Source organism: Rathayibacter sp. VKM Ac-2928, from assembly GCF_022815545.1.
GTDB lineage: Bacteria > Actinomycetota > Actinomycetes > Actinomycetales > Microbacteriaceae > Rathayibacter > Rathayibacter festucae.
Genome location: NZ_JALGRU010000001.1, coordinates 397,391 through 419,431 on the forward strand (window position 1 = coordinate 397,391; position 22,041 = coordinate 419,431).

Here is a 22,041-nt window from a genome sequence, read left to right on the forward strand (position 1 = left end):
CGCCCGCCCCCGGCGAGCGCGACCCCCGGTCCCGCGGCGCGCGCCTCAGTGCGCGCGCCGCGGTCCCGGACCCGGCGGCGGATCCTCGGATCCGGCGTGGACGGGCGACCGCCACCATCACGATCCCAGCCGATCGGCCATGAACCCGTTGCGCTGGCTCCATCACCTATCGGAGGAACTCCGTGGCACAAGATGTGCTCACCGACCTGAACAAGGTCCGCAACATCGGCATCATGGCCCACATCGATGCCGGCAAGACCACCACCACCGAGCGCATCCTGTTCTACACGGGTATCACGCACAAGATCGGTGAGGTCCACGACGGCGCCGCCACGATGGACTGGATGGCGCAGGAGCAGGAGCGCGGCATCACGATCACGTCCGCCGCGACGACGTGCTTCTGGAACAAGAACCAGATCAACATCATCGACACCCCCGGTCACGTCGACTTCACGGTCGAGGTCGAGCGCTCGCTGCGCGTCCTCGACGGCGCCGTCGCCGTCTTCGACGGCAAGGAGGGCGTCGAGCCCCAGTCCGAGACCGTCTGGCGTCAGGCCGACAAGTACGACGTCCCGCGCATCTGCTTCGTCAACAAGATGGACAAGCTCGGCGCCGACTTCTACTTCACCGTCGACACGATCATCAACCGCCTCGGCGCCAAGCCGCTGGTCATCCAGCTGCCCATCGGCGCGGAGTCCAGCTTCGAGGGCGTCGTCGACCTCGTCGAGATGCGCGCGCTCACCTGGCGCGGCGACTCGAAGGGTGACGTCGCGCTCGGCGCGAAGTACGAGATCGAGGAGATCCCCGCGGACCTGGCCGACAAGGCCGCCGAGTACCGCGAGAAGCTGCTCGAGACCGTTGCGGAGACCTCCGACGAGCTGCTCGAGAAGTACTTCGGCGGTGAGGAGCTCACGGTCGCCGAGATCAAGGGCGCCATCCGCAAGCTGACCGTCAACTCGGACATCTACCCCGTGCTCTGCGGCTCCGCGTTCAAGAACCGCGGCGTCCAGCCGATGCTCGACGCGGTCGTCGACTACCTCCCCTCCCCGCTCGACGTCCCCGCCATCGAGGCGCACGACGTCCGCGACGAGGAGAAGGTCATCATGCGCCACGCGGACTCGACCGAGCCCTTCTCGGCGCTCGCGTTCAAGGTCGCGGTGCACCCGTTCTTCGGTCGCCTCACCTATGTCCGCGTCTACTCGGGCAAGCTCGACTCCGGCGCCCAGGTCATCAACTCGACCAAGGGCAAGAAGGAGCGCATCGGCAAGATCTTCCAGATGCACTCCAACAAGGAGAACCCGGTCGACTCGGTCACCGCCGGCCACATCTACGCCGTCATCGGCCTCAAGGACACCACCACCGGTGACACCCTGAGCGACCCGACCGCGCAGGTCGTGCTCGAGTCGATGACCTTCCCGGAGCCCGTCATCGAGGTCGCCATCGAGCCCAAGACGAAGGCCGACCAGGAGAAGCTCGGCACCGCGATCCAGAAGCTCGCGGAGGAGGACCCCACCTTCCGCACCGAGCAGAACCAGGAGACCGGTCAGACGGTCATCAAGGGAATGGGCGAGCTGCACCTCGACATCCTGGTGGACCGCATGAAGCGCGAGTTCAACGTCGAGGCCAACGTCGGCAAGCCGCAGGTGGCCTACCGCGAGACGATCCGCCGCACGGTCGAGAAGTACGACTACACCCACAAGAAGCAGACGGGTGGCTCGGGCCAGTTCGCGAAGGTCCAGATCTCCATCGAGCCGATGGAGGTCGAGGCCGACAAGACCTACGAGTTCGTCAACGGCGTCACCGGTGGTCGCGTCCCCCGCGAGTACATCCCCTCGGTCGACGCGGGCATCCGCGACGCCATGCTGGTCGGCGTCCTCGCCGGCTACCCCATGGTGGGCATCAAGGCGACCCTGACCGACGGCGCGGCGCACGACGTCGACTCCTCGGAGATGGCGTTCAAGATCGCCGGCTCCATCGCGTTCAAGGAGGCCTCGCGCAAGGCGCAGCCGGTCCTCCTCGAGCCGCTGATGGCCGTCGAGGTCCGCACGCCCGAGGAGTACATGGGCGACGTCATCGGCGACCTCAACTCGCGTCGCGGGATGATCCAGTCGATGGAGGACGCCGCGGGCGTCAAGGTCATCAAGGCCAACGTCCCGCTGTCCGAGATGTTCGGCTACATCGGCGACCTGCGCTCGAAGACCTCGGGCCGCGCGGTCTACTCGATGACGTTCGAGACCTACGCCGAGGTCCCCAAGGCTGTCGCCGAGGAGATCGTCCAGAAGAACAAGGGCGAGTAGCACTCGTCCCACCCCCGCCGCGGTTCTGCGGAACCGCGGCGGGCCTGGTAGTGTCGTGCGGGTTTGCTGCCGCGTTCTGCGCGCCTCGGATCCTCATCGGATGGCCCGCGCGACCACTGCCGGTAACATACCTACACAAAACCCCCGCAAGTCCTCCTGTCCTCGTGCCGCCCCGTGCGGCGTCGGATGCGGATGCTTGCACCTAAGTCCTGAGGAGGACCCACAGTGGCTAAGGCCAAGTTCGAGCGGACCAAGCCGCACGTCAACATCGGAACCATCGGTCACGTCGACCACGGAAAGACCACCCTCACCGCGGCGATCTCGAAGGTTCTGGCGGACAAGTACCCGTCCGCGACCAACGTCCAGCGTGACTTCGCGTCGATCGACTCCGCTCCCGAGGAGCGCCAGCGCGGCATCACGATCAACATCTCGCACGTCGAGTACGAGACGCCGAAGCGCCACTACGCGCACGTCGACGCCCCCGGTCACGCCGACTACATCAAGAACATGATCACCGGCGCGGCTCAGATGGACGGCGCGATCCTCGTGGTCGCCGCCACCGACGGCCCGATGGCTCAGACCCGTGAGCACGTCCTCCTCGCCAAGCAGGTCGGCGTGCCGTACCTCCTCGTCGCCCTGAACAAGGCCGACATGGTGGACGACGAGGAGATCCTCGAGCTCGTCGAGCTCGAGGTCCGCGAGCTGCTGTCCTCGCAGGGCTTCCCCGGCGACGACGCCCCCGTGGTCCGCGTCTCCGGCCTCAAGGCCCTCGAGGGCGACGAGGCGTGGACCCAGTCCATCCTCGACCTCATGGACGCCGTCGACGCCTCCGTCCCGGACCCGATCCGCGACAAGGACAAGCCGTTCCTCATGCCGATCGAGGACGTCTTCACGATCACCGGTCGTGGAACCGTCGTCACCGGTCGCGCCGAGCGCGGCACCCTCTCGCTGAACTCCGAGGTCGAGATCGTCGGCATCCGCCCGACGCAGAAGACCACGGTCACCGGCATCGAGATGTTCCACAAGCAGCTCGACGAGGCCTGGGCCGGCGAGAACTGCGGTCTGCTCCTCCGCGGCACCAAGCGCGAGGACGTCGAGCGCGGCCAGGTCGTCGTCAAGCCGGGTTCGGTCACGCCGCACACGGACTTCGAGGGCACCGCGTACATCCTGTCCAAGGACGAGGGTGGGCGTCACAACCCGTTCTACGGGAACTACCGCCCCCAGTTCTACTTCCGCACCACCGACGTCACCGGCGTCATCACGCTGCCCGAGGGCACCGAGATGGTCATGCCCGGCGACACCACCGACATGACGGTCGCGCTGATCCAGCCGATCGCCATGGAGGAGGGCCTCGGCTTCGCCATCCGTGAGGGTGGCCGCACCGTGGGTGCCGGAACGGTCACCAAGATCGTCAAGTAGGTTCTCCTACTGATCTCTCGAGAGGGGTCGTCCGCTTCGGCGGGCGGCCCCTCTCGTCGTTCCCGGTGCAGGTCGGCCCCGGTCTCGATCCGCTCGGCGGAGGCTGACTAGCGTGGGAGGCATGCCCTTCGTGAAGACGAACCCGTCCGCTCCCGCGCAGTTCTTCGAGTGGGAGGCGGCGGGACTGCGCTGGCTGGCCGAGGCCGAGGAGGCCGGGGGAGCGCGCTGCGCCGAGGTGCTGCTCGTCGAGCCCGGCCGCATCGAGCTCGAGGAGATCCGCTCCGCCCGCCCGACGCGGGAGGCCGCCCGGCGCTTCGGAGGCGCCCTCGCGCGCACGCACGACGCGGGAGCCGCCGCCTTCGGTGCGCCGCCGGCCGGCTGGTCCGGCCCCGCCTTCATCGGACGCCGCACGATGCCCTGCACTCCGGAGGACTCCTGGGGCCGCTTCTACGCGGAGCAGCGGGTCCGGCCCTTCCTCCGCCCGGCCCTCGAGGCGGGGAACCTGTCCTGCGCGGATGCCCGCACCGTCGAGAGCGCCCTCGACCTCGTCCGGGCCGGAGCCTTCGACGACGACGACGTCCCGGCGCGCCTGCACGGCGACCTCTGGAACGGCAACGTGCTGTGGTCGGACGAGGGCGCGGTGCTGATCGACCCGGCGGCGCACGGCGGCCACCGCGAGACCGACCTCGCGATGCTGGCGCTGTTCGGGCTGCCCCGGCTCGACGACGTCCTCGCCGGCTACGAGGAGGTCCACCCGCTGCGCCCGGGCGCCGCCGATCGCGTGCCGCTGCACCAGCTCCATCCGCTCGCGGTGCACGCTGCCGGCCACGGACCCTCGTACGGCCGGGCCCTCGCCGATGCCGCGGCCCGCGTCCTCGCTCTCTGATCTGCCCGGCGCGTCCCGCACCGTTCGTCCAGGCGGTGTCGCCACACTGAGGCTCGCGCGGCCCCCCGCCCGCACGGATCAAGGAGGAACCATGGTGGACTTCGGCAAGCTCGGACGACAGGCCGGCGAGCTGCTCAACAGCAAGAAGGTCCAGGAGACGCTCCGCAGCGAGAAGGCGGAGGGCGTCTCGGACCAGGTGCTCGAGAAGACCGGCGACATCGCGAGCCGCCTCACCAAGGGCAAGTACGACGACCGCATCGAGGACCTCAAGCGCCAGGCCGACAAGCGCCTCGGCAACGAGTAGCGCAGGGCCGGGGGCGCCCGTCAACCCGCTGACGGTGCCGGAGCCCCCGCCCTATCGTCGGGTCGATGGCCGATCCGCTCACTCAACGACTCCGCCGGACCGACTCGAGCGGTCGCGGCTACAGCCGGGTCCGCTCCGGTACCGGCTTCAGCTACCGCGACCCCAAGGGCGCCACGGTCACGGACCCCGAGTTGCGGGCCCGCTTCGACCACCTCGGCATCCCGCCGGCCTGGCAGGAGGTCTGGATCGCGCCGTACCCCAACGGGCACATCCAGGCCACGGGCGTCGACGGTGCCGGCCGCCGGCAGTACATCTACCACCCGACCTGGCGCGAGCAGAAGGACCGGATCAAGTTCGACCGGGCGCTCCGGCTCGCGGAGGCCCTTCCCGGTGCCCGCCGCCGGGTGACGATCGCCCTGCGCGACGACGGGCCCACCCGCGAGCGCGCGCTGGCGACCGGCTTCCGGATGCTCGACACCGGCTCGCTGCGGGTCGGCAGCGAGCAGTACGCGAAGGAGCACGGCAGCATCGGCCTCACGACGCTGCTCTGCTCGCACGCGACGACGCACGGCGATCGCGTCGCACTGGCCTTCCCCGGCAAGAGCCACCAGGCCTGGACGAGCGAGATCCTCGACCACGACCTGGCCCGGGTGGTCCGGGCACTGAAGCGCCGCGGCCCGAACGCCCGGCTCCTGGCCTGGAAGGACGGCCGCGTCTGGCGCCCGGTCTCCGCGGCCGACATCAACGACTACGTGCGCGAGCGCGCCGGCGACGACTTCACTGCGAAGGACTTCCGCACTCTGCACGGCACGGTCGCCGCGGCGCTGAGCCTCGCGAAGGCGGGCCCGCAGCCCACCCAGCGGCTGCGCACGAGGGCGATCTCGCAGGCGATGAAGGACGCGTCCGAGGTGCTCGGGAACACGCCGACCGTGGCTCGCGCGAGCTACGTCGACCCGCGGGTGCTCGATCACTTTCGGGCGGGCGAGACGATCGATCCGTCCCGCCCCGGGTCGGCCGAGACGACGCTGCGCGCACTGCTCTTCGAGTGAGCGGCCCGCGCCGGCCGGGCCCGCTGAGGCCCGGGATTCCGCGGCCGGACGTCCGCGGCCACCGACCTCCGCGCCGCGACACGCCCGGGTTGCACGGGTGCTGGATCCGTGAGAGACTCTTCTAGTTCAAAATTTCCGCCCGCGCAGCGTGCTGCGAGGGGGTGGAACACTGCCAGGCAGTGCCGAGACGGCGCCCCAGCGGCTCGACCCGAGAGGGCGGCCCCGCGAGTGCGACGTCGAGGCGGCGGGTAGCAGAACGACAACAACCGACAACTCAACGGGCTCTCCGTGCGTCGTGCGTTCTGCACGGCTCTCAGAGCGCCTCGAGCGCGGTGCTTTTGACAGAAGAACACTGGTGCACTTCCTCCGGTTCTCCGGATGTTCCTTCGCGAGCGCGTCCTATGCGACACGAGCCCGGCTCCGGCCGGGGGAGTGGCGTACGACGCAATAACAAGAGAGTGAGAGATCACACATGGCGGGACAGAAGATCCGCATCCGACTGAAGTCGTACGACCACGAGGTCATCGACACGTCGGCGCGCAAGATCGTCGACACGGTGACCCGTGCCGGTGCAACGGTCGTCGGCCCCGTGCCGCTTCCGACCGAGAAGAACGTGGTCTGCGTGATCCGTTCTCCCCACAAGTACAAGGACAGCCGCGAGCACTTCGAGATGCGCACCCACAAGCGCCTCATCGACATCATCGACCCGACGCCCAAGGCCGTCGACTCGCTGATGCGCCTCGACCTCCCGGCCGACGTCAACATCGAGATCAAGCTCTAAGGAGGAGTGCCACCATGTCTGTCACTGTTTCCCCCACGCTGAAGACCAGCAAGGGCCTCCTCGGCACGAAGCTCGGCATGACCCAGGTCTGGGACGAGAACAACAAGCTCGTCCCCGTCACGGTCATCGAGATCAGCCCCAACGTCGTGACCCAGGTCCGCACGGAGGAGAAGGACGGCTACACCGCCGTCCAGCTCGCCGCCGGTGCGATCGACCCGCGCAGGGTGAACAAGCCCGCCGCCGGTCACTTCGACGCCGCGGGCGTCACCCCCCGCCGCCACCTCACCGAGGTCCGCACCTCCGACGCCGCCGACTACTCGGCCGGCCAGGAGCTGACCGTGGACGCCGTCTTCGAAGCCGGCACCAAGGTCGACGTCGTCGGCACCTCCAAGGGCAAGGGCTTCGCCGGTGTCATGAAGCGTCACAACTTCAAGGGCGTCTCGGCTTCGCACGGTTCGCACCGCAACCACCGCAAGCCCGGCTCCATCGGCGCCTCCTCGACCCCCAGCCGTGTCTTCAAGGGCATGCGCATGGCCGGTCGCATGGGTGGCGAGCGCGTCACCGTGCTCAACCTCAAGGTGCACTCCGTCGACGCCGAGAAGGGTCTGCTGCTCGTCAAGGGCGCCGTCCCCGGTGCGCGCGGTCGCCTCGTGTTCGTTCGCAACGCCGTGAAGGGAGCGTAGTTCCATGGCTACCTCTGTCGACATCATCGACGTCCAGGGCAACAAGTCGGGTGCGTTCGAGCTCCCCGCCGAGCTCTTCGACGTCCAGACCAACATCCCCCTGATCCACCAGGTCGTCGTGGCGCAGCTCGCCGCGGCGCGCCAGGGCACCCACTCCACGAAGAACCGTGGCGAGGTCTCGGGAGCCGGCCGCAAGCCGTTCAAGCAGAAGGGAACCGGTCGCGCTCGTCAGGGCTCGATCCGCGCCCCGCACATGACCGGTGGTGGCGTGGTCCACGGACCCACCCCCCGCAGCTACGCGCAGCGCACCCCCAAGAAGATGATCGCCGCGGCTCTGCTCGGTGCTCTCTCGGACCGCGCCCGCGGCTCGCGCGTGCACGTGGTCGAGTCCCTCGCCCTCGGCGAGACCCCGAAGACGAAGGACGTCCTCGTCCTGCTCGACGCCCTCTCGGTGTCGCGCAACGTCCTCGTGGTCCTCGAGCGCGACGACTTCATCGCCGAGCTCTCGCTCCGCAACGTGCCGTTCGTGCACATCCTGCCGTCCGACCAGCTCAACGCGTACGACGTGCTCGTCTCCGACGACATCGTCTTCACGAAGGCCGCACTCGACGCGTTCGTCGCCTCGAAGTCCGGCGCCAAGAAGGAAGAGGTGAACGCATGAGCCAGTCCGCCGCGTTCAACAAGGACCCCCGCGACGTCATCATCTCGCCGGTGGTCTCGGAGAAGTCCTACGGCCTGATCGACGAGGGCAAGTACACCTTCGTCGTCGACCCGCGCTCCAACAAGACCGAGATCAAGCTCGCCATCGAGAAGATCTTCGGTGTCCAGGTCGCGTCGATCAACACGCTGAACCGTCAGGGCAAGACCCGCCGCACGAAGTTCGGGGCCGGCAAGCGCAAGGACACCAAGCGCGCGATCGTCACGCTGAAGTCCGGCTCCATCGACATCTTCACGAGCGTCGGCTGAGCCGAAGAAGCGTAGAGGAAACAGACAATGGCTATTCGTAAGTACAAGCCCACGACCCCCGGTCGCCGCGGCTCCAGCGTTGCCGACTTCGCCGAGATCACCCGATCGACGCCTGAGAAGTCGCTCCTTCGCCCGCTGTCCAAGACCGGTGGCCGCAACAACTCCGGTCGCATCACGACGCGTCACATCGGTGGTGGCCACAAGCGCCAGTACCGTCTGATCGACTTCCGTCGGAACGACAAGGACGGCATCAACGCCAAGGTCGCTCACATCGAGTACGACCCCAACCGCACGGCGCGCATCGCGCTGCTCCACTTCGTGGACGGCACCAAGCGCTACATCCTGGCTCCGAACAAGCTCTCGCAGGGCGACGTCGTGGAGTCGGGCTCGGGCGCCGACATCAAGCCCGGCAACAACCTGCCGCTGCGCAACATCCCGACCGGTACGGTCATCCACGCCATCGAGATCAAGCCGGGTGGCGGCGCCAAGCTCGCCCGCTCGGCCGGCACCTCGGTCCGCCTCGTCGCCAAGGACGGCCCCTACGCGCAGCTCCGCCTGCCGTCGGGCGAGATCCGCAACGTCGACGCGCGCTGCCGCGCCACGATCGGCGAGGTCGGCAACGCCGAGCAGTCGAACATCAACTGGGGCAAGGCCGGCCGCATGCGCTGGAAGGGCGTCCGCCCGACCGTCCGCGGTGTCGCGATGAACCCGGTCGACCACCCCCACGGTGGTGGAGAGGGCAAGACCTCCGGTGGTCGCCACCCGGTCAGCCCCTGGGGCCAGTCCGAGGGACGCACCCGTCGCCCCAACAAGGAGAGCGACAAGCTCATCGTTCGCCGCCGCACCGCCGGTAAGAAGCGCAAGTAGGAGTTGTAGAAGATGCCTCGCAGTCTCAAGAAGGGCCCCTTCGTTGACGACCACCTGCTCCGCAAGGTGTTCACGGCCAACGAAGCCGGCAACAAGAACGTCATCAAGACCTGGTCGCGCCGCTCGATGATCATCCCGGCGATGCTGGGTCACACCATCGCGGTCCACGACGGTCGCAAGCACATCCCCGTGTTCGTGACCGAGACCATGGTCGGCCACAAGCTCGGCGAGTTCGCCCCCACTCGGACCTTCCGCGGTCACGAGAAGGACGACAAGAAGGGCCGTCGCCGCTGACGCGGCGACGAGAAGGAGGAGAGAAATGGTGGAGTCGATCGCACGCGTGCGACACATCCGCGTCACCCCCCAGAAGGCTCGCCGTGTCGTGAACCTGATCCGCGGGAAGCAGGCGGAGGAGGCCCTGGCCATCCTCAAGTTCGCCCCGCAGGGTGCGTCCGAGCCCGTCTACAAGCTCGTCGCCTCGGCGATGGCCAACGCTCGCGTCAAGGCCGATGCCTCGAACGAGTACCTCGACGACCAGGACCTGTTCGTGTCCCGCGCCTTCGTCGATGAGGGAACCACCCTCAAGCGATTCCAGCCCCGTGCTCAGGGTCGTGCCTTCCGCATCAACAAGCGCACCAGCCACATCACCGTCGTGCTGGCCACTCCTGAGGAGGGGACCAAGTAATGGGTCAGAAAGTAAACCCCTACGGTTTCCGTCTGGGAATCACCACCGACCACGTGTCGCGCTGGTTCTCCGACAGCACCAAGAAGGGCCAGCGGTACAGCGACTTCCTCGCTGAGGACGTCAAGATCCGCCGGCTCCTCGCCGCGCAGCTCGACCGCGCGGGCGTCGCCCGCATCGAGATCGAGCGCACCCGCGACCGCGTCCGCGTCGACATCCACACCGCCCGCCCGGGCATCGTGATCGGTCGCCGCGGCGCCGAGGCCGAGCGCATCCGCGCCGACCTCGAGAAGCTCACCGCCAAGCAGATCCAGCTGAACATCCTCGAGGTGAAGAACCCCGAGGCCGAGGCTCAGCTGGTCGCGCAGGGCATCGCCGAGCAGCTCTCCGCCCGCGTGGCCTTCCGCCGCGCGATGCGCAAGGGTCTGCAGGGCGCGCAGCGCGCCGGCGCCAAGGGCGTCCGCATCCAGGTCTCCGGCCGCCTCGGCGGCGCCGAGATGAGCCGCTCGGAGTTCTACCGCGAGGGACGCGTGCCGCTGCACACCCTCCGCGCGAACATCGACTACGGCTTCTACGAGGCGAAGACCACCTTCGGCCGCATCGGCGTGAAGGTCTGGATCTACAAGGGCGACATCACCAACAAGGAGCTCGCTCGGGAGCAGGCGAACAGCAAGTCGTCGCGCCCCGAGCGCAGCGACCGTCCGCGTCGCGCCCCCCGCCAGCAGAGCGAGGCGCCCGTCGCAGCAGGAGTTGAGGCATAACCATGTTGATTCCGCGTCGAGTCAAGCACCGCAAGCAGCACCACCCGGGCCGTTCCGGCCAGGCCACCGGTGGCACCAAGGTGTCGTTCGGTGAGTACGGCATCCAGGCCCTCACCCCGGCCTACGTGACCAACCGTCAGATCGAGTCCGCTCGTATCGCCATGACGCGCCACATCAAGCGCGGTGGGAAGGTGTGGATCAACATCTACCCCGACCGCCCGCTGACCAAGAAGCCCGCCGAGACCCGCATGGGTTCCGGTAAGGGCTCGCCGGAGTGGTGGGTCGCGAACGTCAAGCCGGGTCGCGTCCTCTTCGAGGTCGCCGGCGTCGACGAGCAGCTCGCTCGTGAGGCCATGACCCGTGCCATCCACAAGCTGCCCCTCAAGGCACGCATCATCAAGCGCGAGGAGGGAGACGCATAATGGCGATCGGATCCAAGGAGCTCGTTCCCACCGAGCTCGACACCTTCGAGGACGAGCGTCTCGTCTCGGAGCTGAAGAAGGCCAAGGAGGAGCTGTTCAACCTCCGCTTCCAGTCGGCCACCGGCCAGCTGGACACCAACGGCCGCCTGCGTGCCGTCAAGCGCGACATCGCCCGCATCTACACGGTCATCCGTGAGCGCGAGCTGGGCATCCGCGCCACCCCCGCCCCCGTCGAGGCTCCGGCCAAGGCGGAGAAGAAGCCGAAGACCAAGAAGGCCGCCAAGGCCGAGGTCGCGGCGACCGAGTCGAACGAGGAGGCCAAGTAATGGCAACCGTCACTGACAGCGCCGGCCACGAGTCGGCCGCCCACGACATCAAGGAGGCGGGTGCTCGCGGTTACCGCAAGACCCGTCGCGGCTACGTGACCAGCGACAAGATGGACAAGACCATCGTCGTCGAGGTCGAGGACCGGGTGAAGCACCCGCTGTACGGCAAGGTCATCCGCCGCACGTCCAAGGTCAAGGTCCACGACGAGCTGAACTCCGCCGGCATCGGCGACTCCGTCGTCATCAGCGAGACCCGTCCCCTCAGCGCCACCAAGCGCTGGCGCCTGGTCGAGATCCTCGAGAAGGCCAAGTAGGCCCCGGCCCGCTTGAGTTAGCAGGAGAGACACATGCTTCAGCAAGAATCCCGAGTCAAGGTCGCCGACAACACCGGCGCCAAGATGCTCCTCACCATCCGCGTGCTCGGTGGCTCCGGCCGCCGCTACGCCGGCCTCGGTGACGTCATCGTCGCGACCGTCAAGGACGCGATCCCCGGCGGAAACGTCAAGAAGGGCGATGTGGTCAAGGCCGTCATCGTCCGCACCATCAAGCAGACCCGTCGTCCCGACGGCTCGTACATCAAGTTCGACGAGAACGCCGCCGTGATCCTGAAGAACGACGGGGACCCCCGCGGCACCCGCATCTTCGGACCGGTCGGTCGCGAGCTCCGCGACAAGAAGTTCATGAAGATCGTCTCGCTGGCACCGGAGGTTATCTAGTCATGGCCAAGATCAAGAAGGGTGACCTCGTGCAGGTCATCTCGGGCGCGACCCAGGCCCGCGGCGGAGACCGCGGCAAGCAGGGCAAGGTTCTCGAGGTCCTGGTCGAGAAGAACCGCGTCGTCGTCGAGGGTGTGAACTTCGTCAAGAAGCACAACCGCGTCGGCCAGTCGCAGCGCGGCTCGAAGGAGGGCGGCATCGAGACCATCGAGGCCCCCCTCCACATCTCGAACGTCGCGGTCGTCGACCCGAAGACCAAGAAGCCGACCCGGGTCGGCCACCGCAACGTGGCCGTCACCAAGGACGGCGTGACCAAGACGGTTCGCGTTCGCTACGCGAAGGCGTCGGGTGAGGAACTGTAATGACTGACACCACCGCAGTGGCTGCGAAGGTTCAGCCGCGGCTCAAGGCCAAGTACCAGGCCGACATCATCCCCGCTCTCAAGGAGCAGTTCGGCTTCTCGAACATCCACCAGGTCCCCGGCCTGGTGAAGGTGGTCGTGAACACCGGAGTCGGCGAGGCGGCCCGCGACGGCAAGATCATCGACGGCGCCATCAAGGACCTCACCGCGATCACGGGCCAGAAGCCCCAGGTCACGAAGGCCCGCAAGTCCATCGCGCAGTTCAAGCTGCGCGAGGGCCAGGCCATCGGCGCGCACGTCACCCTCCGCGGTGACCGCGCGTGGGAGTTCCTGGACCGCCTGCTCTCGGTGGCGCTGCCGCGCATCCGCGACTTCCGCGGTCTCTCGGACCGCCAGTTCGACGGCAACGGCAACTACACCTTCGGCATCACGGAGCAGTCGATCTTCCACGAGATCGACCAGGACCGCATCGACCGCGTCCGCGGCTTCGACGTGACCGTGGTCACCACCGCGAAGACCGACGACGAGGGTCGCGCGCTGCTCAAGCAGCTCGGCTTCCCGTTCAAGTCGGCGGACAACGCGTAGCACGACCCCCGAGGCCGGAGGGCGGATCACCCGCCCTCCGGCCTCGCTGTGCACCCGCCCGCCCCGCGGCGCGGAAGCACTCTCAGAGCTCCGGTCCTCTCCCGGGAGGATCGGCCGTCGGCCCTCGACCGCCGGCCCTCAGCCGTGTACCATGGCTCGTTGGCCTGCGCTCGCGCGGCCGCATGGGCGTCGACGTCGTCGGCGCCGTCCCACACCACAGGTCGTCACTCTTGTAAAGGGTGCCGAAACCAGGCGAGAAAGGCACCATCAGCCATGACCATGACTGATCCGGTCGCAGATCTGCTGACCAGAATCCGCAACGCGAACTCCGCGCACCACGACTCCATCGCCCTCCCCGGCTCGAAGCTCAAGGCGAACATCGCCGAGATCCTCAAGCGCGAGGGCTACATCTCCGACTGGAAGGTCGAGGAGGCGCGCGTCGGCACGACGCTCTCCATCTCCCTCAAGTACGGACCGAACCGCGAGCGCTCCATCGCCGGCATCAAGCGCGTCTCGAAGCCCGGCCTGCGCGTCTACGCGAAGTCGACCGAGATCCCCACCGTCCTCGGTGGCCTCGGCGTCGCCATCCTGTCCACGTCGAGCGGTCTGCTGACCGACCGTCAGGCCGAGAAGAAGGGCGTGGGTGGGGAGATCCTCGCCTACGTGTGGTAACCCCATGTCGCGAATCGGAAGACTCCCCATCGAGATCCCGGCGGGCGTCGACGTCTCCGTCGCCGGATCCCTCGTCACCGTCAAGGGCCCCAAGGGCGAGCTGACCATCCCGGTCGCCAGCCCCATCCAGGTCGCCGTCGAAGGCGGCCAGGTCCTGGTCTCCCGCCCCGACGACGAGCGCGAGTCGCGCTCGCTCCACGGCCTCACCCGGACGCTCATCGCGAACGACATCATCGGTGTCACGCAGGGCTACTCCAAGGGCCTCGAGGTCGTCGGAACCGGTTACCGCGTGCTGGTGAAGGGCTCGGACATCGAGTTCGCCCTCGGCTTCTCGCACCCGGTCGTCGTCACCCCTCCCGCGGGCATCTCGTTCACGGTCGAGGGCAACAACAAGGTCACCGTGCACGGCATCTCCAAGCAGGCCGTCGGTGAAGTGGCCGCCAACATTCGTAAGATCCGCAAGCCCGAGCCCTACAAGGGCAAGGGCGTGCGCTACGCCGGCGAGGTCGTTCGCCGCAAGGCCGGAAAGAGCGGTAAGTGATCATGGGACTCGGAACCAGAGGAAAGAGCAAGTCCGCTGCGCGCGGTCGTCGACACGACCGTCTGCGCAAGAAGGTCGTCGGCTCCGCCGAGCGCCCCCGTCTCGTCGTCAACCGATCGGCCCGTCACGTCTTCGTGCAGATCGTCGACGACTCGCTGGGTCGCACCCTCGCGTCCGCGTCGACCCTCGAGGCCGACCTCCGCGTGTTCGACGGTGACAAGACCGCCAAGGCCCGCCGGGTCGGCGAGCTTCTCGCCGAGCGCGCGAAGACCGCAGGAGTCGAGGCGGTCGTCTTCGACCGCGGAGGCAACAAGTACGCCGGTCGCGTCGCCGCGATCGCCGATGGAGCACGAGAGGCAGGGCTCAACCTGTGACCGCCGCAGAGAGCAAGGAACCCGAGGTCGCCGCCGTGTCGGAGGCCCCCGTCGAGACCGCTGCGTCCACGCAGCCCCAGCAGGAGGCTCGCGAGCCCCGTCGTGGTGGCCGTGACCGCAACCAGGGTGGCCGCGACCGCGGTGGCCGCGACTCCGAGAAGAGCCAGTTCCTCGAGCGCGTCGTGACCATCAACCGCGTGTCGAAGGTCGTCAAGGGCGGTCGTCGCTTCAGCTTCACCGCGCTCGTCGTCGTCGGCGACGGCAACGGACTCGTCGGAGTCGGCTACGGCAAGGCCCGCGAGGTCCCCACCGCCATCTCCAAGGGCGTCGAGGAGGCGAAGAAGAACTTCTTCCGCGTCCCGCGCGTCGGCTCGACCATCCCGCACCCCGTCCAGGGTGAGGCCGCTGCCGGTGTCGTGCTCCTGCGCCCCGCGTCGTCGGGTACCGGTGTCATCGCCGGCGGTCCCGTCCGCGCCGTGCTCGAGTGCGCCGGCATCCACGACGTCCTGAGCAAGTCGCTCGGCTCGTCGAACACCATCAACATCGTCCACGCGACGGTGACGGCCCTGCAGCAGCTCGAGGAGCCGCGCGCCGTCGCCGCTCGTCGCGGGCTCGACTTCGACCAGGTCGCGCCGCCCCGGCTCGTCCGTGCCGAGGCCGACGCCCTCGCCGCCGCGTCCAAGTCGAAGGCAGGTGCCTGATGGCCCAGCTCAAGGTGACCCAGATCAAGTCGAAGGTCAGCGAGAAGCAGTACCAGCGCGACACGCTGCGCTCGCTCGGCCTCAGGAAGATCGGTCAGAGCGTCGTCCGCGAGGACAACTCTCAGAACCGCGGATACGTGAAGACCGTCGCCCACCTGGTGAAGGTCGAGGAGATTGACTAATGGCTGAGAAGAACCAGGCCGTCGCGGAGTCCACGACTCCCGCGCAGGCCTCGACCAAGGAGCACGTGCTCAAGGTCCACCACCTCCGACCCGCAGTGGGCGCCAAGAAGGCGAAGACTCGCGTCGGCCGCGGTGAGGGATCCAAGGGAAAGACCGCCGGTCGCGGCACCAAGGGCACCAAGGCCCGCTACCAGGTGCGCGTCGGCTTCGAGGGTGGGCAGATGCCGCTGCACATGCGCACCCCGAAGCTCCGCGGCTTCAAGAACCCGTTCCGCGTCGAGTACCAGGTCGTGAACCTGTCCGCTCTCGCGGAGCTCTACCCTCAGGGCGGCGACGTCACCATCAGCGACCTGGTCGCGAAGGGTGCCGTCCGCAAGAACGAGAAGGTCAAGGTTCTCGGCGACGGGGACATTGCGGTTACGCTGAACGTCGCGGTCGACAAGGTCTCCAGCTCTGCCGAGCAGAAGATCGTCGCCGCGGGCGGATCCATCAAGTAGCACCAGCAGCTTGTCGGTCGGGCTTGCCACGACGACTCCCCACGGGCACCTCGCCCCTGGAGAGCGCGTGGCAAGCTCGACCTGTATCCCGCACCAAGAACTGAGCAGGAGACCCTAGGTAGATGTTTGGCGCCGTAGCGCGGATCTTCCGCACCCCCGACCTCCGCCGCAAGATCGGCTTCACTCTCGCGATCGTGGCGATCTTCCGGCTGGGATCCTTCATCCCCGCTCCGTTCGTCGACTTCGAGGCCGTCCAGGCCTGCCTCGCCGGCAACCAGGGCACCTCGGGTCTCTACGAGCTCGTGAACCTCTTCAGCGGTGGAGCCCTGCTCCAGCTGTCGATCTTCGCGCTCGGCATCATGCCGTACATCACGGCGTCGATCATCGTGCAGCTCCTGCGCGTGGTCATCCCGCACTTCGAGACCCTCTACAAGGAGGGCCAGTCGGGCCAGGGCCGTCTGACGCAGTACACCCGCTATCTCACGATCGCGCTGGGCGTCCTGCAGTCGACCACCCTCATCACCGTCGCCCGCTCGGGCGCGCTGTTCGGCAACTCCGGTGTCCCGGAGTGCTCGGCGCTCATCATCACCGACGAGTGGTACTCCATCCTGCTCATGGTCATCACCATGACCGCGGGCACCGGCATCATCATGTGGATGGGCGAGCTCATCACCGAGCGCGGCATCGGCAACGGCATGTCGCTCCTGATCTTCACCTCGATCGCCGCCCAGTTCCCCACCTCTCTCTGGTCGATCGCGCAGTCGCGCGGCTTCGAGACCTTCCTCCTCGTCCTCGCGGTCGGGCTCGTGCTCGTCGTCGCGGTCGTCTTCGTCGAGCAGTCGCAGCGGCGGATCCCCGTGCAGTACGCCAAGCGGATGGTCGGGCGCAGAACGTACGGCGGCAACAACACGTACATCCCGATCAAGGTCAACATGGCCGGCGTCGTGCCCGTCATCTTCGCCTCGTCGCTGCTGTACCTGCCCGCGCTCATCGCGCAGTTCAACCAGCCCGCGGCCGGCCAGGAGGCGCCGTTCTGGGTGACCTGGATCACGAACTACCTCACCAAGGGCGATCACCCGCTCTACATGGCGCTGTACTTCCTGCTGATCGTCGGCTTCACCTACTTCTACGTCGCGATCACCTTCAACCCGGACGAGGTCGCCGACAACATGAAGCGCTACGGCGGCTTCATCCCCGGCATCCGCGCCGGCCGTCCGACCGCCGAGTACCTGAACTACGTGCTGACCCGGGTGACGCTGCCCGGCTCGGTCTACCTCGGTCTGATCGCGCTCGTGCCCCTCGTGGCGCTCGCGCTCGTCGGCGCCAACCAGAACTTCCCGTTCGGCGGCACGTCCATCCTGATCATCGTCGGAGTCGGACTCGAGACGGTGAAGCAGATCGACTCCCAGCTGCAGCAGCGCCACTACGAAGGGCTCCTCCGATGACCTCGACCCCGGTCGGCTTCCGTCTGCTGCTGATCGGCCCTCCGGGCGCCGGCAAGGGGACTCAGGCCGCTCGGCTCAGCGAGGTCCTGAAGGTCCCCGCGATCTCGACCGGAGACATCTTCCGCGCCAACGTCGCCAACGAGACCGAGCTCGGCCTGCAGGCCAAGTCCTACCTCGACGCCGGCCGCTACGTGCCCGACGAGCTGACCAACGCCATCGTGCATGACCGGCTGCAGGAGGCCGACGTCTCGACGGGCTTCCTCCTCGACGGCTACCCGCGCACCACGGAGCAGGTCGACGAGCTCGACCGCATCGTCGCGGCGGACGGCAACCGGCTCGACGCGGTCGTGCAGCTGACCGCCGATCCCGACGAGGTCGTCGCACGTCTGCTCAAGCGCTCCGCGGAGCAGGGCCGCAGCGACGACACCGAGGAGGTCATCCGGCACCGTCTCGCCCTCTACGAGGAGCAGACCGCGCCGCTGATCGACATCTACGCCGCGCGCGGGCTCGTCATCGTCGTCGACGGCCTCGGCCCGGTCGACGAGGTCACCGAGCGCATCGTCGTCGCCCTCGAGGGCCACCGCGTCGGTCGCCTCGTCGGCGACTCGCCGGCCGCCTGACCCGTGGCGCTGCGCTCCTCCCTCTACAAGACGCCGGCCCAGCTGCGATCGATGATCGCGCCCGGGCTGGCGACCGCCGCATCTCTGGACGCTGTCCGTGCCGCCGTGCGACCCGGCGTCAGCACGCTCGAGCTCGACGCGATCGCCGAGGCCGCGATCGTCGCGCTCGGCGGGCACTCGAACTTCCAGCTCGTGCCGGGCTACCGGCACACGATCTGCGCCTCGGTGAACGAGGAGGTCGTGCACGGGATCCCCGGCGGCCGCGTCCTCGAGCCCGGCGACATCGTCTCCATCGACAGCGGCGCCGAGATCGACGGCTGGAACGGCGATTCCGCCATGACGATCGTCCTGCCCGATGCCGAGCGCCCCGACGAGGTCGCGCGCCGCGAGGCGCTGTCCCGCGTCACCGAGGGCTCGCTCTGGCGCGGCATCGCAGCTCTGGCGTCCGCCCGGCACCTCAACGAGGTGGGCGCGGCGATCGAGGAGTACATCGAGGACGAGGCGGAGGCCTCCGGCGCCGTCTACGGCATCCTCACCGACTACATCGGCCACGGCATCGGCCGGACGATGCACGAGGCGCCGCCGGTGTTCAACTACCGGGTCCGCCAGCGCGGCCCGGAGGTGAAGCCCGGTCTCGTCGTCGCCATCGAGCCGATGGTCACCGCGGGCAGCGCGGAGACGGTCGTCCGCGAGGACGAGTGGACCGTCGCCACCATCGACGGCAGCATGTCGGCGCACTGGGAGCACTCGGTCGCGGTGCACCGCGACGGCATCTGGGTGACGACGCTCGCCGACGGCGGCGCCGCCGGCCTCGCGCAGTACGGGATCGTGCCGACGCCGATCGCGTAGGGGAGGACTTCGTCGCGGTGATGCGACCCATTGAGGGTCGCCGTCGCGTTGTCGAGTCTTCCGCGGTGAGGGCGGTCCACTGGACCGCCCGGCTGGCCGCCTTGGAGGAGCTGGTCAGGGCGACCGACAGCTAGCTGTCGATCACCCTGACCAGCTCCTCGATGAAGCCGCCGAAGTCCGCGGAGCGGCGGATCAGGCGCTGCACCTCCGCGCGGTCGGCGAAGACCTCGACGAACTGGTCGAACACCGACTGGAAGCTGCTGCGCCCGGCCGAGGCGAAGGCGATCATCGCGATCACGTTCACCCGCTGCTCGCCCCACGCCATCGGCACGTCGTTGACGACGATGGCGATCGCGGTCCGACGCGCGCTCATCGCCATCGCGTGCGGGACGGCGAGGTTGTCGGTGAACGCGGTGGAGCTCATCCGCTCGCGCTCGATCGCGCCGTCGACGTAGTCCTCGTCGATGATGCCGCCGGCGATCATCCGCTCGCCGAGCAGCCGGATCATCGCGGCTTCGTCGCGGGCGTGCACGTTCCGGAAGAAGAGCGACTCGTCGAAGAACTGCAGCAGCTCGTCCTTGATCCGCGCGCGGCGGCGGTGCCGGCGCACCCGGGCGATCGCGCGGCGCACGGCGTCCACGTCGTGGTCGGTGAGGAACGGCTGCACCACGACGACGTCCTCGGAGGCGGGCCGCTCGTCGATCGTGGTGATCACCAGATCCGCGGTGAGGCGGTCCCAGTCGACGTCGCTCCTGGTGATCAGCGAGCGGACCTCCACCTCGGTGCCGAGCGAGCGCTCGACCCGCAGCCGCAGCATGTGCGCGAGGTCGTAGTAGTTGGGGCAGACGATGACGCAGGAGAGCCGCTCCTCGCGCCGGGACACCCGCTCGAGGAAGGAGCCGACGTGCAGGGCGATGTAGGCGATCTCGTCCTCGTTGACGGTGATCCCGCGCAGTCGCTGCAGTCCGCTCGCGAGGAACACCGCGATCTCGTAGGTCATCGGGAAGCTGGTCTTGATCGAGCGGGTGAGCGGGTTCCGCGAGTAGCCGCCCTCGGCCGCCCGCGCGACGAGGTTCCGCACATGCAGTGCGAGGCGGACGATGAAGCCCTCGTCGTCCAGGTCGACGAGATAGGCCTCGTTCACATCGGCGACGAGCTCGCGGACGACGGCGACGTCCTCCGGATCGAGGTAGTTCTCGACGACGGCGGCGACGGGCTCGTTCTGCCCCGGCGTCGCCACCCGCGTCGTCATCAGGATCGCCAGCTGGGCGAGCTCGGCGTCGGTGAGCCGCGTGGCGAAGTGGCGCTCGACGAGCTCGGCGAGCAGGGCGGCGAGCTCGCCGTGCACCGCGGGGGAGGGGCGCGAGCCGGACGGGTCGCCGATGCCCCGCGAGACGCGGTCGACGGCGATCGCGATGTGCAGCAGCACGCTGTTCACGCCGTAGTCGTTGATGTAGTAGCCGCGGGTCTCGAGCTCGGCCAGCAGCTCGGTCTTGAACGCGCCGAGACCGGGGGAGGCGAACTCGCGCTGCACGTCGTCGAGCGTGAAGACGCCCTGCGCGCTCTCGTCGCGGAACATCCGCGAGATCAGCCGGCGCCGGGCCTCCTCGCTGCCCTCGAGACGAACGGAAGGACCCCGGCGCACGAGGGCCAGGCCGGACTCGTCCGCCAGCGCCTTCACCCGGCGCAGATCGGCGTCGATCGTCGACTCGCTGACGGAGAGCGTGTCCGCCAGTGCCGCGAGGTCGAGTCCTTCGTCGGAGTCGACCAGGCGCCGGACGATGCTGTACAGCCGGTCGCGCGGGGTGTCGGGCTCGTCGTCGCGGAGCAGCCGCGTCTCGAGGAAGGCCGTGTACGCGTCGCGGGCGAGCCGGTAGCCGTTCGCCGACGACTCCACGGGCTCGAGCGGGGCCGCCTGGGCCTTCACCGCCGTCACGTAGCTGCGGACGCTCCGGGTGGTGACTCCGAGCCGGTCGGCCAGCTCGTGCGCGGTCACCCAGCCGTCGGCGCGGGAGAGGTACTCCAGCAGTCGTTCGCGGTTGTCAGGCATCGGTCTTCCAGTCAACCATCTCCGGGTCGGCGGGGTCGGACCCGCGCCGAAGCCGCCGGGAGCGCTCTTCCGCCCCCGCGGAAGATTGTCTGCGGGGGGCGGACGCGCGGCCCCCGAGATGCTTGGATGAGGCAAGACCCGGACGCGAGGAGGCGAACGAGGTGCGCACGATCCTGATCGTCTGCGGTGCAGGCGCGTCGAGCACGTTCCTGGCCCACCGGCTGCGAGCGGGCGCGAAGCAACGCGGCATCGATGCCGTGTTCCGATCCGAGACCCTTCCCGGTCTCGCGGACGCTCTGCCCCAGGCGGACGTCCTCCTGGTCGGACCGCACCTCGAGCCGCAGTTCGACGAGCTCCGCCAGCGCGCGGTGCACGTCGGCGCCGCGGCAGCACTCCTCCCGCACGACGTCTTCGGGGCGCACGGTGCCGATGCCGTGCTCGACACCCTTCCCGTCCTCTTCGCCGCTCGCGCGGTCGTCGCAGGATCGGACGGGGACGCCTCACCTCCCGCCCCGGGCCTCGCGCCCGGCGCCGGGAACCACTGACGCAGTTCCGACTGCAGGATCAAGGAGAAACGTTCATGGTCGAGCGCACCGTGCAGGTTGCATCGTCGAAGGGCCTCCACGCCCGCCCCGCCTCGCTCTTCAGCCAGGCTGCGGCGAAGTCGGGTCAGAAGGTCCTGGTGAAGAAGGGCGAGGGCACCGCGGTGAACGCGGCCTCGATCCTCGGCATCATCTCGCTCGGCATCGAGCACGGCGACTCGCTGACCCTCTCGGTCGAGGGCGACAACGAGCAGACCGTCCTCGACGAGCTCAGCGACTTCCTCTCCACCGATCACGATGCGTGACGCATAGCGTCACGAAAGGCGGCAGCCCCGGCGCACACGGCGCCGGCAGCCGCGGAAGACCGCGAGTCGTGACGGCGACCCTCAATGGGTCGCATCAGCTCCTCCTGACTTCCACCCCCTCGACCCCCACCGCCCTCTCACCGACGAGACGCACGACA

The 22,041-nt window shown here is 68.4% G+C and carries 31 protein-coding genes; 30 read left to right on the forward strand and 1 reads right to left on the reverse strand.

Going from position 1 to position 22,041, the window contains the following annotated elements; translation table 11 throughout:
• The first annotated feature begins 182 nt into the window (after positions 1-182).
• The 28 genes from fusA to map all read left to right on the forward strand — a co-directional run bounded on the left by fusA (position 183) and on the right by map (position 18,986).
• Positions 183-2,297 (forward strand): elongation factor G, encoded by a 2,115-nt coding sequence (fusA, locus tag MT350_RS01860; RefSeq protein ID WP_123445036.1) that lies wholly within the window; start codon positions 183-185, stop codon positions 2,295-2,297.
• A 225-nt stretch (positions 2,298-2,522) separates the two neighbouring features.
• Entirely contained in the window at positions 2,523-3,716 is a 1,194-nt protein-coding gene (gene tuf, locus MT350_RS01865; protein ID WP_123445037.1) for an elongation factor Tu, read from the forward strand.
• 103 nt (positions 3,717-3,819) lie between these two features.
• On the forward strand, positions 3,820-4,602 hold the full coding sequence (locus MT350_RS01870; protein ID WP_279396272.1) for a fructosamine kinase family protein: 783 nt from the start codon (positions 3,820-3,822) through the stop codon (positions 4,600-4,602).
• Positions 4,603-4,693: 91 nt separating this feature from the next.
• Positions 4,694-4,906 carry an antitoxin gene (locus MT350_RS01875; RefSeq protein WP_123735027.1) on the forward strand — a complete coding sequence of 71 codons (213 nt, stop codon included), beginning with the start codon at positions 4,694-4,696 and terminating at the stop codon, positions 4,904-4,906.
• 65 nt (positions 4,907-4,971) lie between these two features.
• Positions 4,972-5,955 carry a DNA topoisomerase IB gene (locus MT350_RS01880; protein WP_123445040.1) on the forward strand — a complete coding sequence of 328 codons (984 nt, stop codon included), beginning with the start codon at positions 4,972-4,974 and terminating at the stop codon, positions 5,953-5,955.
• Between the two features lie 472 nt (positions 5,956-6,427).
• Positions 6,428-6,736, forward strand: a complete 309-nt coding sequence (rpsJ, locus tag MT350_RS01885) for a 30S ribosomal protein S10 (RefSeq protein WP_005050520.1) — start codon at positions 6,428-6,430, stop codon at positions 6,734-6,736.
• A gap of 14 nt (positions 6,737-6,750) precedes the next feature.
• Complete coding sequence (gene rplC, locus MT350_RS01890) at positions 6,751-7,419, forward strand: 50S ribosomal protein L3 (protein WP_243615317.1); 669 nt, start codon at positions 6,751-6,753, stop codon at positions 7,417-7,419.
• Between the two features lie 4 nt (positions 7,420-7,423).
• A complete protein-coding gene (gene rplD / locus MT350_RS01895) occupies positions 7,424-8,080 on the forward strand; it encodes a 50S ribosomal protein L4 (RefSeq protein WP_123445041.1) in 657 nt (218 codons plus the stop codon).
• Positions 8,077-8,385, forward strand: a complete 309-nt coding sequence (rplW, locus tag MT350_RS01900) for a 50S ribosomal protein L23 (RefSeq protein ID WP_123445042.1) — start codon at positions 8,077-8,079, stop codon at positions 8,383-8,385. Before rplD ends, rplW begins: the two co-directional genes overlap by 4 nt.
• 27 nt (positions 8,386-8,412) lie before the next feature.
• On the forward strand, positions 8,413-9,252 hold the full coding sequence (rplB, locus tag MT350_RS01905; protein ID WP_123445043.1) for a 50S ribosomal protein L2: 840 nt from the start codon (positions 8,413-8,415) through the stop codon (positions 9,250-9,252).
• Positions 9,253-9,264: 12 nt separating this feature from the next.
• Positions 9,265-9,546, forward strand: coding sequence for a 30S ribosomal protein S19 (gene rpsS / locus MT350_RS01910; protein WP_055787078.1), 282 nt, complete (start codon positions 9,265-9,267; stop codon positions 9,544-9,546).
• Positions 9,547-9,571: 25 nt separating this feature from the next.
• Complete coding sequence (gene rplV, locus MT350_RS01915; RefSeq protein WP_123445044.1) at positions 9,572-9,937, forward strand: 50S ribosomal protein L22; 366 nt, start codon at positions 9,572-9,574, stop codon at positions 9,935-9,937.
• Positions 9,937-10,695 (forward strand): 30S ribosomal protein S3, encoded by a 759-nt coding sequence (gene rpsC, locus MT350_RS01920; RefSeq protein WP_243615318.1) that lies wholly within the window; start codon positions 9,937-9,939, stop codon positions 10,693-10,695. The genes rplV and rpsC overlap by 1 nt, the downstream gene beginning before the upstream one ends.
• Positions 10,696-10,697: 2 nt before the next feature.
• The gene (rplP, locus tag MT350_RS01925) at positions 10,698-11,117 is read left to right on the forward strand and encodes a 50S ribosomal protein L16 (protein WP_123445045.1); all 420 of its coding nucleotides are present in this window, start codon (positions 10,698-10,700) and stop codon (positions 11,115-11,117) included.
• A complete protein-coding gene (gene rpmC, locus MT350_RS01930; protein ID WP_123733513.1) occupies positions 11,117-11,443 on the forward strand; it encodes a 50S ribosomal protein L29 in 327 nt (108 codons plus the stop codon). Before rplP ends, rpmC begins: the two co-directional genes overlap by 1 nt.
• Positions 11,443-11,757 (forward strand): 30S ribosomal protein S17, encoded by a 315-nt coding sequence (gene rpsQ, locus MT350_RS01935; RefSeq protein WP_123445047.1) that lies wholly within the window; start codon positions 11,443-11,445, stop codon positions 11,755-11,757. The genes rpmC and rpsQ overlap by 1 nt, the downstream gene beginning before the upstream one ends.
• A 33-nt stretch (positions 11,758-11,790) precedes the next feature.
• Positions 11,791-12,159: a 50S ribosomal protein L14 gene (gene rplN, locus MT350_RS01940; protein ID WP_123445048.1), complete on the forward strand. Its 369-nt coding sequence runs from the start codon at positions 11,791-11,793 to the stop codon at positions 12,157-12,159.
• Between the two features lie 2 nt (positions 12,160-12,161).
• A complete protein-coding gene (gene rplX / locus MT350_RS01945) occupies positions 12,162-12,521 on the forward strand; it encodes a 50S ribosomal protein L24 (RefSeq protein WP_123445049.1) in 360 nt (119 codons plus the stop codon).
• A complete protein-coding gene (rplE, locus tag MT350_RS01950) occupies positions 12,521-13,105 on the forward strand; it encodes a 50S ribosomal protein L5 (protein ID WP_123445050.1) in 585 nt (194 codons plus the stop codon). Before rplX ends, rplE begins: the two co-directional genes overlap by 1 nt.
• Before the next feature lie 273 nt (positions 13,106-13,378).
• Positions 13,379-13,777, forward strand: a complete 399-nt coding sequence (rpsH, locus tag MT350_RS01955; RefSeq protein WP_123445051.1) for a 30S ribosomal protein S8 — start codon at positions 13,379-13,381, stop codon at positions 13,775-13,777.
• A 4-nt stretch (positions 13,778-13,781) separates the two neighbouring features.
• The gene (gene rplF / locus MT350_RS01960; RefSeq protein WP_243600556.1) at positions 13,782-14,318 is read left to right on the forward strand and encodes a 50S ribosomal protein L6; all 537 of its coding nucleotides are present in this window, start codon (positions 13,782-13,784) and stop codon (positions 14,316-14,318) included.
• A gap of 2 nt (positions 14,319-14,320) precedes the next feature.
• Positions 14,321-14,692 carry a 50S ribosomal protein L18 gene (gene rplR, locus MT350_RS01965; RefSeq protein WP_123445053.1) on the forward strand — a complete coding sequence of 124 codons (372 nt, stop codon included), beginning with the start codon at positions 14,321-14,323 and terminating at the stop codon, positions 14,690-14,692.
• A complete protein-coding gene (gene rpsE / locus MT350_RS01970; RefSeq protein ID WP_123445054.1) occupies positions 14,689-15,393 on the forward strand; it encodes a 30S ribosomal protein S5 in 705 nt (234 codons plus the stop codon). The genes rplR and rpsE overlap by 4 nt, the downstream gene beginning before the upstream one ends.
• Complete coding sequence (rpmD, locus tag MT350_RS01975) at positions 15,393-15,575, forward strand: 50S ribosomal protein L30 (RefSeq protein ID WP_173232138.1); 183 nt, start codon at positions 15,393-15,395, stop codon at positions 15,573-15,575. The genes rpsE and rpmD overlap by 1 nt, the downstream gene beginning before the upstream one ends.
• Positions 15,575-16,072, forward strand: coding sequence for a 50S ribosomal protein L15 (gene rplO / locus MT350_RS01980; protein WP_123445055.1), 498 nt, complete (start codon positions 15,575-15,577; stop codon positions 16,070-16,072). The genes rpmD and rplO overlap by 1 nt, the downstream gene beginning before the upstream one ends.
• Positions 16,073-16,194: 122 nt before the next feature.
• Complete coding sequence (secY, locus tag MT350_RS01985) at positions 16,195-17,517, forward strand: preprotein translocase subunit SecY (protein ID WP_123445056.1); 1,323 nt, start codon at positions 16,195-16,197, stop codon at positions 17,515-17,517.
• Entirely contained in the window at positions 17,514-18,137 is a 624-nt protein-coding gene (locus tag MT350_RS01990) for an adenylate kinase (protein ID WP_123445057.1), read from the forward strand. Before secY ends, MT350_RS01990 begins: the two co-directional genes overlap by 4 nt.
• Before the next feature lie 3 nt (positions 18,138-18,140).
• Positions 18,141-18,986: a type I methionyl aminopeptidase gene (map, locus tag MT350_RS01995; RefSeq protein WP_123735030.1), complete on the forward strand. Its 846-nt coding sequence runs from the start codon at positions 18,141-18,143 to the stop codon at positions 18,984-18,986.
• Between the two features lie 130 nt (positions 18,987-19,116).
• On the opposite strand, the gene MT350_RS02000 is transcribed toward map, so the two are convergent.
• Positions 19,117-21,036, reverse strand: coding sequence for a BglG family transcription antiterminator (locus MT350_RS02000; protein ID WP_123735031.1), 1,920 nt, complete (start codon positions 21,034-21,036; stop codon positions 19,117-19,119).
• Positions 21,037-21,197: 161 nt separating this feature from the next.
• Here MT350_RS02000 and MT350_RS02005 point away from each other — a divergent pair, with 161 nt between their 5' ends.
• Both MT350_RS02005 and MT350_RS02010 read left to right on the forward strand, forming a co-directional pair.
• The gene (locus tag MT350_RS02005; protein ID WP_165909035.1) at positions 21,198-21,581 is read left to right on the forward strand and encodes a PTS sugar transporter subunit IIB; all 384 of its coding nucleotides are present in this window, start codon (positions 21,198-21,200) and stop codon (positions 21,579-21,581) included.
• Positions 21,582-21,616: 35 nt separating this feature from the next.
• Positions 21,617-21,883, forward strand: coding sequence for an HPr family phosphocarrier protein (locus tag MT350_RS02010; RefSeq protein ID WP_243600557.1), 267 nt, complete (start codon positions 21,617-21,619; stop codon positions 21,881-21,883).
• Positions 21,884-22,041 lie beyond the last annotated feature (158 nt).